This is a genomic window from Streptomyces diastatochromogenes (assembly GCF_002242805.1).
Classification (GTDB): Bacteria; Actinomycetota; Actinomycetes; order Streptomycetales; family Streptomycetaceae; genus Streptomyces; species Streptomyces diastatochromogenes.
Genome location: NZ_MCGQ01000008.1, coordinates 1 through 15,510, shown reverse-complemented (window position 1 = coordinate 15,510; position 15,510 = coordinate 1). Strand labels below are relative to the sequence as shown.

General features: G+C 72.9%; 8 protein-coding genes. 7 read left to right on the top strand and 1 reads right to left on the bottom strand.

The window, feature by feature from the left end:
- Positions 1 to 9 precede the first annotated feature (9 nt).
- Genes BEK98_RS08375 through BEK98_RS08365 form a run of 3 tightly spaced genes read left to right on the top strand, consistent with a single transcriptional unit; the run spans position 10 to position 9,310 of the window.
- On the top strand, positions 10 to 3,708 hold the full coding sequence (locus BEK98_RS08375) for an AAA domain-containing protein (protein ID WP_167444108.1): 3,699 nt from the start codon (positions 10 to 12) through the stop codon (positions 3,706 to 3,708).
- Positions 3,705 to 6,923, top strand: coding sequence for a phospholipase D-like domain-containing protein (locus BEK98_RS08370; RefSeq protein WP_094215774.1), 3,219 nt, complete (start codon positions 3,705 to 3,707; stop codon positions 6,921 to 6,923). Before BEK98_RS08375 ends, BEK98_RS08370 begins: the two co-directional genes overlap by 4 nt.
- A complete protein-coding gene (locus BEK98_RS08365) occupies positions 6,920 to 9,310 on the top strand; it encodes an ATP-binding protein (protein WP_094215773.1) in 2,391 nt (796 codons plus the stop codon). Before BEK98_RS08370 ends, BEK98_RS08365 begins: the two co-directional genes overlap by 4 nt.
- A 36-nt stretch (positions 9,311 to 9,346) precedes the next feature.
- Here BEK98_RS08365 and BEK98_RS08360 read toward each other — a convergent pair whose 3' ends face one another.
- Positions 9,347 to 10,708 carry an alkaline phosphatase gene (locus BEK98_RS08360; protein WP_094215772.1) on the bottom strand — a complete coding sequence of 454 codons (1,362 nt, stop codon included), beginning with the start codon at positions 10,706 to 10,708 and terminating at the stop codon, positions 9,347 to 9,349.
- Positions 10,709 to 10,932: 224 nt separating this feature from the next.
- On the opposite strand from BEK98_RS08360, the gene BEK98_RS08355 reads away from it, so the two are divergent.
- The 4 genes from BEK98_RS08355 to BEK98_RS08340 all read left to right on the top strand — a co-directional run.
- Positions 10,933 to 11,403: a hypothetical protein gene (locus BEK98_RS08355; protein WP_143684086.1), complete on the top strand. Its 471-nt coding sequence runs from the start codon at positions 10,933 to 10,935 to the stop codon at positions 11,401 to 11,403.
- Between the two features lie 74 nt (positions 11,404 to 11,477).
- Complete coding sequence (locus BEK98_RS08350) at positions 11,478 to 11,840, top strand: ArsR/SmtB family transcription factor (protein ID WP_094215770.1); 363 nt, start codon at positions 11,478 to 11,480, stop codon at positions 11,838 to 11,840.
- Complete coding sequence (gene mgtA / locus BEK98_RS08345; RefSeq protein ID WP_094215769.1) at positions 11,833 to 14,508, top strand: magnesium-translocating P-type ATPase; 2,676 nt, start codon at positions 11,833 to 11,835, stop codon at positions 14,506 to 14,508. The genes BEK98_RS08350 and mgtA overlap by 8 nt, the downstream gene beginning before the upstream one ends.
- A 97-nt stretch (positions 14,509 to 14,605) precedes the next feature.
- The coding region (locus tag BEK98_RS08340; protein WP_208643051.1) for an LCP family protein at positions 14,606 to 15,510 on the top strand (905 nt) is incomplete at its 3' end.

Here is a 15,510-nt window from a genome sequence, read left to right as displayed (position 1 = left end):
ACGGGCGCATTGAAGAACGTCGCAGAGTGCAAGGAACTCATAGACCGGCTCTTCTGCCGTGACGAGGCCCAGTTCGGGGGCTACACGCTGGTCGGGGACCCGGAGATCGTCGTCCCGGAACGCCTGGTGCGGGCGACCCTGAACCGCCGGACGGAGACCCACGGGCACGACGCCTACCAGCTCACCGTCTTTCTCCAGATCACCGGCCTGGCCGGGGAGTTATGGGAGCACACCGCCCGCAACCTGCTCCGGGTCGGAGCGCTGAACCATCCCGCCCTGCCGCAGATCGCCATGGGCAAGTTCGTCCCGAACGAGGACATCGCCTTCACCCTCACCCGGGAACGCGGCAAACCGATCAACATCGACCACACCGTCGCCTGGGCCAGGCGCGCCCCCCGCAGGGCGCTGGAGCACTTCAGCAAGCTGCTGGACGCCCTCAACGAGCTGCACTCGGCGGGCATCATCCACCGCAACCTCACCGCGGCCTCGCTCAACACCCATGTGATCGACGTCTGGGACCCGGACCGGGTCGAGATCGTCCTGTCGCGGTTCGAGATGAGCACCCTGATGGGGAACGTCATCCGGACCGTGGGCGCGGGCAGCAGCCCCGACACGGTGGCCGAGGTCCGCCAGTTCTACACGGCACCCTCCGGCATCCAGGCCGAGCGCCATCTCGCCTTCCTCGCGCCCGAGTTGCACTCCTACCTGTTCGACGAGCACACCAGCGTGCGGCGGGACTGGGTGAGCACCGACGTCTACGGGCTCGCGGCCACGGCCTGGGAATGGTTCTGCGGCCGCATCCCCGACGTCCTGCCCGAGCCGTACGCGGAGGTGAGACAGGCCGGCGCGGCGGACCGCAAGGACGCGCTGGCCAGGCTGCAGCGGGCCATGGTGTCCCACCTCGCCACCGCCAAGCTGCCCGAGGCCCTGGCCCACGTGCTGCGCCGCATGATGGAGCCCCACCCGGACAGCCGCTGGACCGCGTACACCGCGGCGAAACACCTCGACGAGAACTGGCAGCAGATCCAGGCCCACTGGGCCGGGCCGGACGAGAAGACGCCCCGGCTGGTCGCCTTCATGCCGGACGAGAGCGTGCAGATGCTCTACGAGGAACGGCAGTGGATCCGGCGCTCCCCGGCCACTCCGGCCGGCCGGGACGAACTGCAGTTCTTCCTGGAGCGGGAACTGGAGGACGCCGAGCTGGTCCACTCCGAGCGCGGGGCCCTGGGCTACGCCACCGGACCGGAGGACCGGCTCAAGGAAGCGCAGTGGGTGCTGATCGGGCAGCGCGCGGTCTGGTTCTGCGCCGTCCTGTACGACCCCGTCCCCATGACGAACACCCGCAAGCACTTCGAACAGGTCCTGGTCATCAAGTACCTGCGCGACAAGGACATCACCATGGAACTGGTGACGGCCAAGCGCAGGCGCAGGATCGAGAGCCCGCTCCAGCTGATCCCCTTCCGGCCCGGACAGGACATGTCCAAGGTCGTCGAGGGCAGGCGCTCCTGGGCGGACCTGCAGGAGGAGGTGCGCGGGCACGCGGGCAGCGACACGCTCAACGAGATGTACCTGCGCTCCCTGCAGTTCCTCCTCAACTACCAGCGCGTGGTGCTCCAGGCCCGGTCCTACCCGTTCCGCGTGGTCGAGACCGCCCACCAGCAGGGCACGGTGACCATCGAGTTCGACGAGGACGCGGACGCCGAACGCCGGCACGCCAACCCGATGCTGGCCGCCTACGCGCTCGACGAGCGGCGTCGGCCGCGGTTCGGGGACTTCTTCACCGGCCTCGACGGCGAACGCGAGGGCAAGGCCACCCTGCTGAACGTGGTGCGCCGCAGCTCCACCCGCGAGCCGTACTTCGGCGGCTCGGGGGTCACCGCGGTCTTCCGGGAGTACGTCGACCCGCAGACGATCAGGGTCACCGTGCAGGGCGCGGGCACCATCCCCAGGACGGGCTGGATCCGGCACGTCGACGACGGCGGCAGCGGCCCCCAGCTCGACCGGCAGGAACGCGGACTGGCCCTGCTGCGGGCGCAGCCGCTGCTCATCGAGTCGCTGCGCGCGCCGTTCTCGTTCGACCTGGGGCGCGGCCGCTGGATCGACCCCCATCCCAAGGAGGGCGAGGTCGACTTCGGCCCCACCACGCGCAAGCTCATCGAGCGGATGCTCGGCACCCACCCGCTCTTCGCCCTGCAGGGACCGCCCGGCTCCGGCAAGTCGACCCTCACCGCCGCCGCCGTACGCCGCAATCTGGCCGTGGAGCAGGGGGCCCGGATCCTGGTCACCTCGCAGTCCAACCACACCCTGGACGGCCTGGCCCGCAAGCTCATCCAGCAGCAGGGCCCGCGCACCCTCATCCTGCGCGAGACCCCCACGGACCGGGAGGACGAGGTACGGGACGAGCTGGTGCGTTCCCACACGCTCACCCACCTGACCCGATCGGTGCAGGACGCCTCGACCAAGCTGCTCAGGGCCAGGCTCGCCCGTAAGTCCTACGAGCACCCGCCCTACGCCGACGCCCCCTACCCCCGCGACCTCGTCGAGCTGGGCGCGCGCTGGTGGATCGACCTGCCGAACCTGCCCCCGCTGGAGGAGGCCCGCCGGGAGCTGGCCGAGCAGTGGCTCAAGCACATCACCTCCAACCAGCTCGAACTCAGCGAGCGGATCCGCAGCGGGGCCAGCGTGGTCCTCGCCACCTGCTCCATCGCCGCGACCATCAACGACGGCCGCTGGGACCCGAGGGACCTGTTCGACTGGGTGATCGTGGAGGAGGCCGCCAAGGCGTGGTCGACCGAGGTCATCGTCCCGCTGGTCCTCGGGGTGCGCTGGACCCTCATCGGCGACCACCTGCAGCTCGGGCCGCACCGCGAGGAGGAGCTGGAGGCCTTCCTCGACTCGCTGCGCGGCCACCGGGACCCACTGGTGGCCCTGGAGTACGAGCAGAAGGACGACCATCTCAAGGCGCTTCGGCTGTTCCAGCAGATCTTCGCGGACAAGACCGAGCGCGACTACCAGCAGATGGACTCGGCCGTGGGCCGGATCGAGAAGCAGTTCCGCATGGACAAGACCATCGCCGAGCCGGTCAGCCGGGCCTTCTACCCCCGGGTCCCGCCGCGCGAGGAGAACGGGATGCCCGTCAGCTTCCTGGAGACCGAGCGGTACAAGCCGCACGACCTGACCGCCCCACGCTTCCTGCGCGGCCGCTCGCTCGTCTGGGTCGACACCAGCGGCTGCGAGGGATTCGGTGACGAACCCCGCTGGCGCAACCCGGGGGAGGTGGACCTGGTGGACCGGATCGCCCAGTGGATGCAGCCGTCCTCCGCGCCTCCCGACCGCCTCGACGACGACGGCAGCCTCGCCGTACTCACGCCCTACAAGGCCCAGTTGGACCTGCTGGGCGGCCGGGACTCGCTGCGCGGCCGCGAGTACACCGTGCACTCCTTCCAGGGCCGGGAGGCCGACCGGGTCATCGTGTCCCTGGTGCGCAGCACGGCCGACCCGAGCGGCCGCATCGAGCGGAACGTGGGCCATGTGGGCCGGCGCGAGCTGATCAACGTGCTGATGTCACGGGCCAAGCGGCTGCTCGTCGTCGTCGGCGACCTGCAGCACTTCGCCACGTACGGCGGTGAGCACTGGGCGACGGTCACCAAGGTGCTGCGGCACTACGGCACCGTCGTCTCGGCCGACGAAGTGGGGCAGCAGCGATGAACGAACTGGTCCAACTGGCGCTGCCGTGCCGCATGCTGACCCTCAAGATGCAGGTCGGCCCGGAGGACGGCGAGACCACCCTGGAGACCCTCGTCACCAAGGCGATCGGCACCGGGCTGACCAAGGTGCAGGACCTGGCCGACCTGTTCGTCCTGCCCTACCGGGTCGTGCTCGACGTGGTGACCTCGCTGTGGGCCCGCGGGCTGGTCACCATCGACCTGCAGAGCGGCGACCTCGCGCTGAGCGACGGCGGCCGCGACAGCATCGGCACGGGCTCCGGGACCGCCGACGAGAACGGGGTGCAGGAGAGCCGGTCGTACCTCTTCGAACCGATCACCGGCAGCTTCTACGCGGAGCGGGAGGGCACGGCCAAGGCGCCGCCGCAGGCCCTGCGCGCCCCCGTGGACCACGGGCTGAAGGCCTCGGACCTGCCGCAGCGCGACCTGCTGGCCGCGGTCCGCGCGGCCACCCGGTACGGCGGCGGGGCCGGCTTCCGGCGCCGCATCCTCAACGTCAGCTTCGGCAACCCGCTGCTGCAGCCGCCGCAGGAGATCCGCTGGTACACCGTCGGGGTCCAGGTCCGGGCCGACGACGACAGCGGGCGGCTGACCGTGTCCGTCGCCGACCCGGGCAAGCGGTTCTGGAGCGCCCGTGCCGAGGCCCGCTTCCAGGAGTACTTCGCCCGGCTCGGCGACGAACAGCCGGACAGCGGTCTGGTGCAGGCACTGCGCGGGCGGGCGAGCCGGGTCCTGCTCGAACCCGAGGGCGTCCCGCAGCTGCTGACCCGGCTGGCCGCCCAGGTCGAGAAGCTGCCGAAGGTCGAGGCCGTCCACGCCGGGCAGCACCAGCAGAAGCTGGAGGACGTCGGACGCCAGATCCAGCAGCGGCTCAGGGGACTGCTCCAGGCCCGCGCGCACGTGGAGCCGATCGAGAACGCCCAGGGCCACGAGTGGGCGCTGAAGCACCTGCTGGCCAAGGCGAGCAAGCAGGTCGTCATCGTCTCCCCGTCGATCCGCTACTCCACCCTGAAGGACCTGCTGCCCGACCTGCAGGACGCGCTCAAGCGCAGGGTCCGGCTCGTCTTCTCCTGGGGACGCACGATCGGCGACTCGATCGCCCCGGAGGTGCGCACCGCGCTCAGCGAGCTGGCCGCCAGGTACCCGGGGCGGGTGCTGCTGTCCGACGCGAGCGTGCGCACCGCGGCCTGTGTCGTGATCCAGGACAACGTGCGCGCCTACGTCAGCGCCCACGGCCCGCTCGACCTGGTGAGCGGCTCCGGCGGCCAGCTGACGGGACTGCTGATCGAACCGTCGAAGTACGGTCCCGAGCTGCCCGCGTGCGTCGCGGAGCTGCTGCTGTGGGTCCGCCGGACCGGGTTCGCCGGCCAGGAGCGGCTGCAGGTCCTCACCCACCAGGACGAGTTCCCCGCGGCCGACGACGTCGAGCCCGTCGGCGCCGAGATCGCCGAGACGCCGCTGCCGGAGGGGCCCACCGACGCCACCCCCGAGATGATGCGGATCTGGGCGGCGAGCTGGCACGAGCACCGGGCCGCGCTCGCCGACGCCGTGCGGCAGGCCACGGACGAGGCGCCGAGCGTGGAACTGGTGGAGGACGGCGCCCACCAGGACTACCTGTGGCAGGCGCTGCACGGCGCCACCGACAGGCTCGTCCTCGCCGACGACCGGATCAGCGCCCGCGCCGCCACCGAACGGGTCGCCGGCGCCCTGCGGGAGTGCGCCGACCGGGGTGTCGCGGTTCACCTGGTGCAGCCCTCCCCGGGTCGCGACGCCGACGCCGTCAAGCCGTTCACCAAGGTCGTCGAGGGAACCCGGGGCATCACCGTGCACCGACGGCGCTCCGGCGTCCGGCTGGTGGCCCGCGACGACACCCTCCAGCTCGGCAGCTTCGCCCCGCTGGGGCGCAGCACCGCCCGGGTCGAGGGCACGGGCAGCGCCAGCCAGCTCGGGGTACGGGTGCACGGCTCCCGGTTCGTGACCGACCTGCTCTCCCGGCTGGGCGTCGAGCAGGACCCGTACCCCGCACCGCGGGACCAGGAGTCCGCGCCCCCCGCCCCGCCGGTCACGGACGGCGCGACCGCCGCGTACGGCGCGCTGGTGACGGCGCGTCAGGCGGATGCCGAGGGCGGGTACGGCGAGGCGCTCACGGAGATCCTGCGCGACCTCGACGACCCCTGGCGGGTCCTGGAGGTCTGGCAGGAGCGCAAGGTCTCCGCCACCGATCTGCGGCGCGCCGCCGCCACGCTGCTGCGCCTGGGCGACCGGGTGCCGTCCGCGCACCGCAGGCGCTGGTGCCGCTGGCTGGTAGCGGACGCCTGGAGCCGGCACGCCTACTTCGAGGCCGCGCTGGTCGGGCGGCTGCTGCCCGACAGCGGCGAGCGGCTGGCGGCGGCCGTGTGCACGGCGGCGCTGCCGCTGGAGTTCGGCCCGGTCGGCATGACGCTGGAGCACACCGCCCTGGAGATCGAGGACGAGGGCGACCGGGCCGTCGCGGCCGTCGGCGGGCTCGCCGAGACCCTGCTGTGGGGCGGCCCCTCCGGCGGCCAGGTCGTCGACCTGCACGGCGAGACGCTGTCGCCCCGATGGCGTGAACTGGCCGCCGCCGCACGTGAACTGGGCCTGCCCGAGGGGCGTGGCCTGCCGCTGGACGCCTTCACCGCGGAGCTGGCCACGACCCTGACGGCCGCCGAGGCGGAGGAGCGCTGGGCCGTGCTGGCCCGCAGGATCGACGAGATTCGGCGGCGCCGCGGGCGCTTCAACTTCGGCGCGGGACAGGCCTGGCACGACGGGATGTTCGCCGCGGACGGCGTCCTCACCCGCATCGAGGCGGCGACCACGGACCTCGCGCTCCGCCCCGGGCTGGGCTCCGAGCTGCCCTCCGACGTCCGGCGGCACGTCGACCGGCTGGTCGCCGACGCCGGGGAGGAGCCCATCCAGTGGCGCAAGCAGATGTCGCACCTCAACCGGATAGAGGAGCTGGTCCTGGAGGCGCGCCGGCTGTCCGCCGGCGCCGTGCGCCGGGCCGACGCCGGTGAACCGGTCCTCGCCTCCTTCCGGAGCTTCGCCGCGCTCACGGCCCAGGCCTGGGACGGGCTGTTCAGCGAGGCCGACGTCCTTCAACCGCCGTACCGCCACCCCCCGCTGGCGCTGCTGGAGCGCCTGAAGCCGGTGGCCAACTGGGCAAGGGTGCACGCATGACCGACGACCCCGTGATCGAACTGCTGGGCCGGTGGCCGGGGCGCTTCCGCTTCGGCCGGCTGGCGGTGGAGCTGCGCAGACCGGAGCGGCTGGACGACGCCTCCCTCACCGATGCCGTGCTGCGCGGCATCGCCGAGGACGAGGACGAGCAGTCGGTCTTCGAGAGCCTGCTGCGGGAGGGGGAGGTGGAGGCCGCCGAGTACCTGCTGGAGCACGGCCCGCTGCCGGACCAGGCCCACCTCTCCCGCCGCCTGCAGGCCATCACGGCCCGCCGGCAGGAGCTGCTGGACGAACTCCGCTCCCGTCGGGCGGCCCTGCAGAAGCGGGCCCTGGAGGCGGACCTGCCCCTGCCCGACCTGGACCTGGCGGAGCTGGAGCGGCGGTGCGCCGTCTCCTGGCCGGAGACACTGCCGCTGCTGGAGCAGGCCGAAGCCGACTTCGGTGAAAGGCTGCGGGCCGGGCAGCAGGCGCTCCGGGACCGGCTGGCGGAACGAGAGGCCGAGGGCACGACCGACCCCGCGGGGGCGGAGTCGAGCCGCGCGCTGATCGAGGCGGGGCTGCTGCGGGCCGCGGCCCGGCAGATCGACGACGGTACGCGCAGCTCCGGCCCGGAGCGGGTGCCAGCGCTGCCGGCCTGGATGCCGGAGGTGTCCCCGGAACAGCTCCTGGAGTGGCACCTCGACCCCGTTCAGCAGCAGCGGCAGGCGCGCTTCGTCCGCTGGACACCGGCCGACGACTCGGCCCGGCAGCTGCTGGAGGCGTACGCCTCCCTGGCCGACGGCGGCTTCGACACGGCCCAGCGCTTCGCCACGGCGCTCAACTCCTTCCTGAACCGCGACGACGCCGAGGACATCAGGCCCGACGAGGTCACGGGCGGCTATCTCACCACCGTGTCGCGGGCGTTCGCCGATCCGGAGATCGCGCGGTTCCGGCCCCTGGACAACCTGGACCTGTTCATCGGCGGGCCCGAGACCCGGGAGCCGGAAGGGATGGAGAAGGTCGCCCCGTTCGTGGCCGTGGGCCCGGCCCTTCGGGCACCGGCCGGCCGCGGCGGGTACGCGGTGCTCGGTCTGCGGGCGTTGCTGCAGCTGGCCACCCTGCGCACGGGACGCTCCACGGCACTGCTGCGGGTGCTGGGCCCCCAGTGGCCGCTGGCCGCGTTCGCGGGCCGTACGCCGGACGAACTCGACGAGCTGCTGGGGCCTGACGAGTCCTCGCGGTGGCTGACCCTGCGCTGGATGCTCGACCTGACCGGCCTGGGCGGCATCACCGTCGCCGACGCGCTCGCCTATGCGACCGGCTGGGACCCGGCGCTGCTCCACCTCTTCCTCCAGGCCCTGGCCGAGCGGCAGGGCCGGGCCGGGGGCGGCACGCAGTGGCTGTCCCAGTGGCGTCAGGACCGGCCGTTCACGGCGGCCGTCGAGGACGCGGTGCTCAGGCCGCTCGGCCCGTCCCTCGTGGCGCGGATCGCATTCTGGGCCGCGCTCGCGGCGGCGCCGCCCGGTGAGGAGGTCACGGCGGAGGAACTCCTGACGGAGGCGCAGTACGCGGCCGACGTGATCCCCGACGCCGAGGCGGTCAAGGCCGCCATGGCCGGGCTCGTCCGGCTCCGGTCGGCGAAGGAGGCCTCCGCCGACCGCGTCCGGTTCCGCCGCTGCGGTGTCCTGGCCGTCCTCGGCGACCAGGCGCAGCAGCGGCTGGAGGCGGCCCTGCGGGACTGGGAGGCCCGCCCGGAGGACGCGGCGCCCGAGGACGACGGTCACGCCGTACGCCAGTGGGAGGCCCGGCGGCACGGCCTCAGCCCCGGATACGACGACTACATGGCGGCCCTCGCCGACTCCGCTCCCGCCGCCGACCTGGACACCCGGCTGGCCGAGCTGGCGGCGCGGACCGCCGAGAACACGGTGGACGGGCAGCGCGTCGAGGGCACCACGGACCTGGTCCCGCTGCTGCGGGAGATGGCCGGCATGTGGCAGCAGGCGTTCCCCGGCCCGCAGGTGGAGATCGGCGCCCCGGCCGCGGCCGTGGCCCGGATCGGCACCCGGGCCGCGCAGGTGCTGCTGTACGAGCTGCTGGCGAACGCGGGCGAGGCGCTGGCCGGTTCGGACACCGGACGCGTCGCGATCCAGGTCGAGCCGTCCGGCGGCGAGTGGGTCGTGGACGTCCGGGACAGCGGCCCGGGAATCGGCGCCACCTACCCGCAGGGCCGGGAGGACCTGGTCTTCCGCGCGGGCCGCTCGACCAAGGGAGAAGGCCGCGGAGACGGCCTCCACCGCGTCCGGCGCATCGCCGAGGCGGTCGACGGCGACGTCCTTCTGGCCGCCCGCTCCCACGGCCACCCCGTCCTGAAGGGGGCTCACTTCCGTCTGATCCTGCCGATGGGCTGAGCGGGTACGACCCCGCTCAGCCCATCGGTCGCGGGTTCAGCGCAGGCGCAGGGCCTCGCGGATCGTGGTGAACAGGTCGGTCTGGTTGGTGACGCCGAGGACGCGGTACGCCTGCGGGCCCTGGGCGGCGATGCGGACCTGGGTGCCGGTGTGCTCCTGGGACTGGCCCGGGGTGTTGGTCGAGTAGTTGACCTTCAGCTGCTGGCCCTCGTTGGTGACGAGGGTGGAGGACAGGCCGGGCGGGGTGGCCTCCAGCGGGACGATCTGGCTGGTGTGGCCGTGGTCGGCTGTGGTGACGACCAGGGTGTCGGGGTGCTTGGCCGCGTAGGCGCGGGCGACCTTGACCGCCCGGTCGAAGGCGGCGGTCTCACCGATCTGGCCGCACGGGTCGGCCGCGTGGTCCTGCTTGTCGATCGAGGCGCCCTCGATCTGCAGGAAGAAGCCCTGGTTCGAGTGCTTGGCCTTCTGCTTGGCCTCCAGCAGCTGGATGGCCTTCGTGGCGGAGTCGGCGAGGCTCGGGGTGGTGGCCGGGCGGTTCGCGTTGGAGGTCACGCAGCGCTGCGGGTCGGTGCCGCCGACCGCGGCCGCCTTGCCGGTCCACTCGACCGGCACGTTGCCCGTGGCGAACAGGCCCAGGACCGGCTTGCCGGGCTTCACGGTCTTCAGGCCCGCCTTGTCGGTGACGACCTGGTAGCCGAGCTTCTGCGCCTGCTCGGTCACGGTGAGGCCCTTGTACCGGCCGTCGGTGACCTTCTGGTCGAAGCGCTGCTTGCCGCCGCCGAGGAGGACGTCGACCTTGTGGTTGACGGACTGCTCGGCGATCGAGCCGGGGCCGCCGGCCGCGAGGGTGTCGGTGGGGCACTTGGCCATGTCGGCCGGGCCCTGGCAGGAGCGGTCGGTGACGTGGGAGTCGAGCACCGCCGGGGTGGCGTCGGTGAGTTCGGCGGTCGTGACGTTGCCGGTGGCGTAGCCGGTCTTCTTCGCCAGCTCCAGCAGGGTGGGGACGGCCTTGTCGGTGCCGGGGGTCTTGGAGATGCGCCCGTTGACCGTCTTGACGCCGGTGGCCCAGCCGGTGCCGCTCGCGGCGGAGTCGGTGACGTAGTCCGGCGTGCCGTCCGCGTGCACGGCGTACGTGGTGTAGGCGCCGGTGAGCGGGAACTTGTCCATGTTCAGACGGCCGTTGGCGCCGACCGTGTAGTCACGGGCCAGCGTGATCTCCGAGTCGCCCATGCCGTCGCCGATGAGCAGGATGACGTTCTTCGCCTTGCCGCCCTTGATCGCGTCCTTCGCCTGCTTCTCGCTGTCGAAGGCGCCGGCGGAGGTGGCGACCGCGACGGCCGTGGTGGCGGCGACCAGCGCGGTGGCGACGGTGAGGTGACGACGGGTGGGTCTGTGCATGGAATTGACTCCTTGTGGCGTCCGACGGGCGGAAGCGGGGACCAACGCAGGCCAGACCACCAGGCATTCGCAAAGCGAACGTAAACGAATGGTCGAGCGGGTGTATCCGGAACATGACACAAGGGCGGGCCGGCGCGCCCTGGGTCCCGGTGAGTCTTTAATGGTTGCGCAATCCGGGAACTATTAGACTCGCCAGTCCTCAACCGCAGTTCACGGGGGGACACATGTCGCGTGCCGGACCGTCGGTGCCGGAGACCGCCGTTGTCTTCGAGCGTGCGCTCGACCATGCGCTGAACTCCCAGCAGGTCCTGGACGCCCTCGTCCGTGCCAAGGGAGTGGCCGACCGGGAGCAGCTGCGCACCCGGGCGGTGCGGGCGCGTGCCGCCATCACCGCGGCGGCGGCCGTCGAGTACCAGGAGTACCTCCGGGCCCGGTCCGCGGTGGAGGGCGCGAACCGTGAGCCGGTGGCCCGCGTCGTGCCCGGCTGGTCCGCCGCGAGGGCCGCCTTGCGGTGGGTGGCGGCGAAGCGTGACCGGGCCGGTGCGGGCGACGTCCCGGCCGACGACGTTCCGGACGTGACACGAGCGCGGGAGGCGTGGGAACTCGCCCTGCTGGAACGGGGGGTCGTGCCCTTCCTGCTCGGTCGCCTGGAGGAACTGCTCATGGGGCAACGAGGAGGGCGGGCCGCACGTTAGCAGGCCGCCCGGGTACCCGCCCTTACGATGGGCGGGCGTATGTGCGTCGGCTGTGGGCGGGACGGGAGAGGACTGTGACGGAGAGCGCCGGTGGCTTCGAGGACCCGCCCGCCGAGGTGCTGGCGGCCGCGGCCGCCGCGTTCGGGCTGCTCGCCTCGTCGGCCCGGCTCCACCTGATGTGGGCCCTGTCGCAGGGTGAGTGCGACGTGACGCACCTCGCCGACCGGGTGGGCGGTGCGCTGCCCGCGGTCAGCCAGCACCTGGCCAAACTGAAGCTCGCCGGGCTCGTACGCTCCCGGCGCGAAGGCAGACGGCAGGTCTACTACATCGACGACCCCGACGTCGTCACGCTGGTCCGGGTGATGGTCGGGCAGCTGACGGCGCGGTCGCAGCAGGCCTCCGCACCGGTACACCGGCTGCGCGGGATCGGTGGCTGAGAGCACAGCGCCCCCGGGCCCGGACGCCGAGGCGCCGGACGCCGGTGCCCCGGCGGCGTTCGGCGACGCCCGGGCCGCCGCCGCGCCGTCCCGTCCCGGGCGCTCCGCGCCGACCGTGCTCGAAGTGCTGCGCGAGCTGGACGCCGGTCCCCGGGGTCTGACGGAGACGGAAGCGCAGGAACGGCTGGCCCGGTTCGGTGACAACGTGCTTCCGGCCCGGCGGGAGGCCTCCTGGCCGCGGCTGTTCGTCCGCAGCCTGCGGGACCCGTTCACCGCGGTCCTGCTGTGCCTGGGACTGGTGTCCGCGGCCGTCTTCGCCTGGGGGACCGCCTCGGTGATCCTCCTCCTGGTCGTGGTGAGCTGCGTGCTGCGGGCGACCGGGGAGCACCGGGCCGACCGGTCCACGGCCGCCCTGCGCCACCTGGTCGCCACCACCGCCACGGTGGTGCGCCGCGCCGACGCGGACGCGGCGCCCACGAGCCGCGAACTCCCGCTGGACGAGCTGGTCCCGGGGGACGTGATCCGGCTGGGTCCGGGCGACCTGGTCCCGGCGGACGTACGACTGCTGCGGGCCCACGGCCTGACGGTGCACCAGTCCGCGCTGACCGGGGAGTCGGCGCCCGTCGCCAAGTCCGCCTCGGACACCCCGCACCCCGCCGACCGGGGGGTCTTCGCACAGCGGCAGTACTGCTTCCAGGGCAGCAGCGTCGTCTCCGGAAGCGCCACCGCGGTCGTCACCGCGACCGGCGCGCGGACCCGGTTCGCCGCCGCCCACAGCCGTCCGGCCGAGCCGCGGGAAGCGAGCGCCTTCGACCGCTCCGTCCACGGCATCTCCTGGATCCTCATCCGGTTCATGCTGCTGGCCCCGCCGTTGGTCCTCATGGCCAACGCGGCGCTGCGCGGACGCGGTCTGGAGACGCTGCCGTTCGCCGTCGCGGTGGCCGTCGGGCTCACCCCCGAGATGCTGCCGGTCCTCGTCACCACCTGCCTGGCCCGCGGCGCCGCGCTGCTCGCCCGGACCCACGGGGTGATCGTCAGACGGCTGACCGCGCTGCACGACCTCGGCGCCGTCGACGTGCTGTGCCTGGACAAGACCGGCACCCTCACCCAGGACCGGCCGGTGACGGACCGCGCCCTCGGCCCCGACGGCCGGGACGACCCCGAGGTGCTGCGCTGGGCCGCCGTCAACGCCTGGTGGACCCTGCACCTCGCCGACCTGCCGGAACCCGACGCCCTGGACGAGGCGCTCCTGGAGGCGGCCGACGAGGACGACCTGATGGCGTACGACGGCGTGGCGGCGGTCCCGTTCGACCCGGTCCGCCGGCTCGCCACCGCCGTCGTCCGCACCCCGGGCCGCCTCGGCCGGCACACCCTGGTCGTGAAGGGAGACGTCCAGGCCGTTCTGGAGCGCTGCGCGCTGACGGACGAGGAGCGCGGGAGCCTGACCGCACGCGCGGCCGCACAGGCCGACGACGGTCTGCGCGTCCTGGCGGTCGCCACCGCCGAACGCCCGGCGCGCACCCGCGCCTACACCCCGGCCGACGAACGCGGCCTCACCTTCTGCGGCCTGATCACCCTGCGCGACGCGCTCGCGCCCACCGCCGCCGACACGCTGAGGAACCTCACCGACCGCGGTGTCACCGTGAAGATCCTCACCGGCGACCACCCCGGCACCGCCGCCCGCGCCTGCCGCGACCTCGGCATCCCCGTCACCGGGGACGCCGTTCTCACCGCCGACCGCATCGACGCCCTCACCGACGCCGACCTCCCCGCCCTCGCCCGCCGTACGACCGTCTTCGCCCGCTGCACCCCGGACCACAAGGCCCGGATCACCCAGGCACTGCGCACCGCCGGACACACGGTCGGCTTCCTCGGCGACGGCGTCAACGACCTCCCCGCGCTGCGCGCCGCCGACGTCGGCATCGCCCCGCGCGACGCCGCCGACGTGACGCGCGAGGGGGCCGACGTCGTCCTCGCCGAGAAGGACCTCACCGCGCTCGACCACGCCATCGCCGCGGGCCGGCACGCGGGCGGCAACATCGCCACCTACCTGCGGATCACGCTCTCCTCGAACCTCGGCAACGTGATCGCGATGCTCTCCGCCGGCCTGCTCCTGCCCTTCCTGCCGATGCTCCCGGCCCAGGTCCTCACCCAGAACCTGTGCTTCGACGCCGCCCAGCTCACCTTCGCCCACGACCGCCCGCACCCCTCGGTGCTGCGCCGGCCGACGGAGCTGCGCCCACCCGACCTGCTGCGCTTCATCACCGGCTTCGGCGTGCTCAACGCGGTCGCCGACCTCGCCACCTTCGCCGTCCTCGCGCTCGCCCTGCACGGGCCGGGCACCGGGGACGACGAGGCGGTTTTCCACTCCGGCTGGTTCACCGAGAACCTCCTCACCCAGGCCCTGGTCATGCTGCTGCTCCGGGCCGGCCGCCGCGGCGCACAGGGCCGCAGGCCGGGCCCCGTGACCTGGGCCGCGCTCGCCCTGGCCGTCATCGGCCTGGCGCTTCCGCCGTCACCCCTCGGCCCGGTGCTCGGCCTGACCGGCCTGCCGGTCCTGTACTACGCCCTGCTCATCGCCGTCCTGGCCGTGTACGCGGCCGGTCTCCTGGCGGCCGGCTCCCGCGCCGCACGCAGGTGGACGTCCCAGCAGACGCCTCACCTGTGAATTCTGTGTGGATCTGTGCTGCTCGGGCCACGGCTTTGTTAGATTGCGCAATCACGCAACCGAGGTGATGGATCCGACCGTCCATGGGAGTGGGTAGATGAGCGAGCCGTGGGACGGCCGGGGTGGCCAGGCCACACGCGGTCGCACCGCCCGGGTGCCCGGACAACGCACGGGCGGGCCCGACGGACCGCGCCCGGGCGGCCGGGCCGCGGCCAGAGCCGCCGCCTCCCGCTCACGCGGCGGCACCCGTTCGCACGGCGGCTCACGTTCGCGGCGCCGGGCCCGTCCCGCGGGGCGCGGCAAGCGGGTACTGAAGATCCTCGCGATATGCCTGTCCGTCCTCGTCGTGGTGACGGCCGGTGCGGGTTGGTGGTTCTACCAGCATCTGAACGGCAACATCCAGAGTGTGTCGCTGGACGGCAAGGGCGGTTCGGAGAAGGCGGACGCGTTCGGCCGGACGCCGATCAACATTCTGGTGATGGGTTCGGACGGCCGGACCAGCAAGGCGGACTGCAAGCTGGGCGGTGGCTGTTCGAAGACCGGTGTGCAGACGGGCAGCAACGCGGATGTGCAGATGGTGGTGCACATATCCGCCGACCGCTCCAACGCGACCGTGATGAGCATCCCGCGGGACACCATGACCCGGGTCCCGGCCTGCAAGGACAGCACGAGCGGCCAGTCCACGTCCGGGTACTACGGGCAGATCAACAGCGCGCTGCAGTACGGCCCGGCGTGCCAGGTGGCCACCGTCCACCAGCTCACCGGCATCCCCATCGACCACTTCGTGAAGCTGGACTTCTCCGGTGTGGTGAAGATGTCGGACGCGGTCGGCGGTGTCTCCGTGTGCGTGAGCGACGATGTGTACGACACCTACTCGCATCTGAAGCTGTCCAAGGGCGGCCACACCCTCAAGGGGGTCGCGGCGCTGGAGTTCGTGCGCTCCCGGCACGGTTTCGGGGACGGCAGCGACCTGGGCCGCACGGTCTCGCAGCACATCTTCCT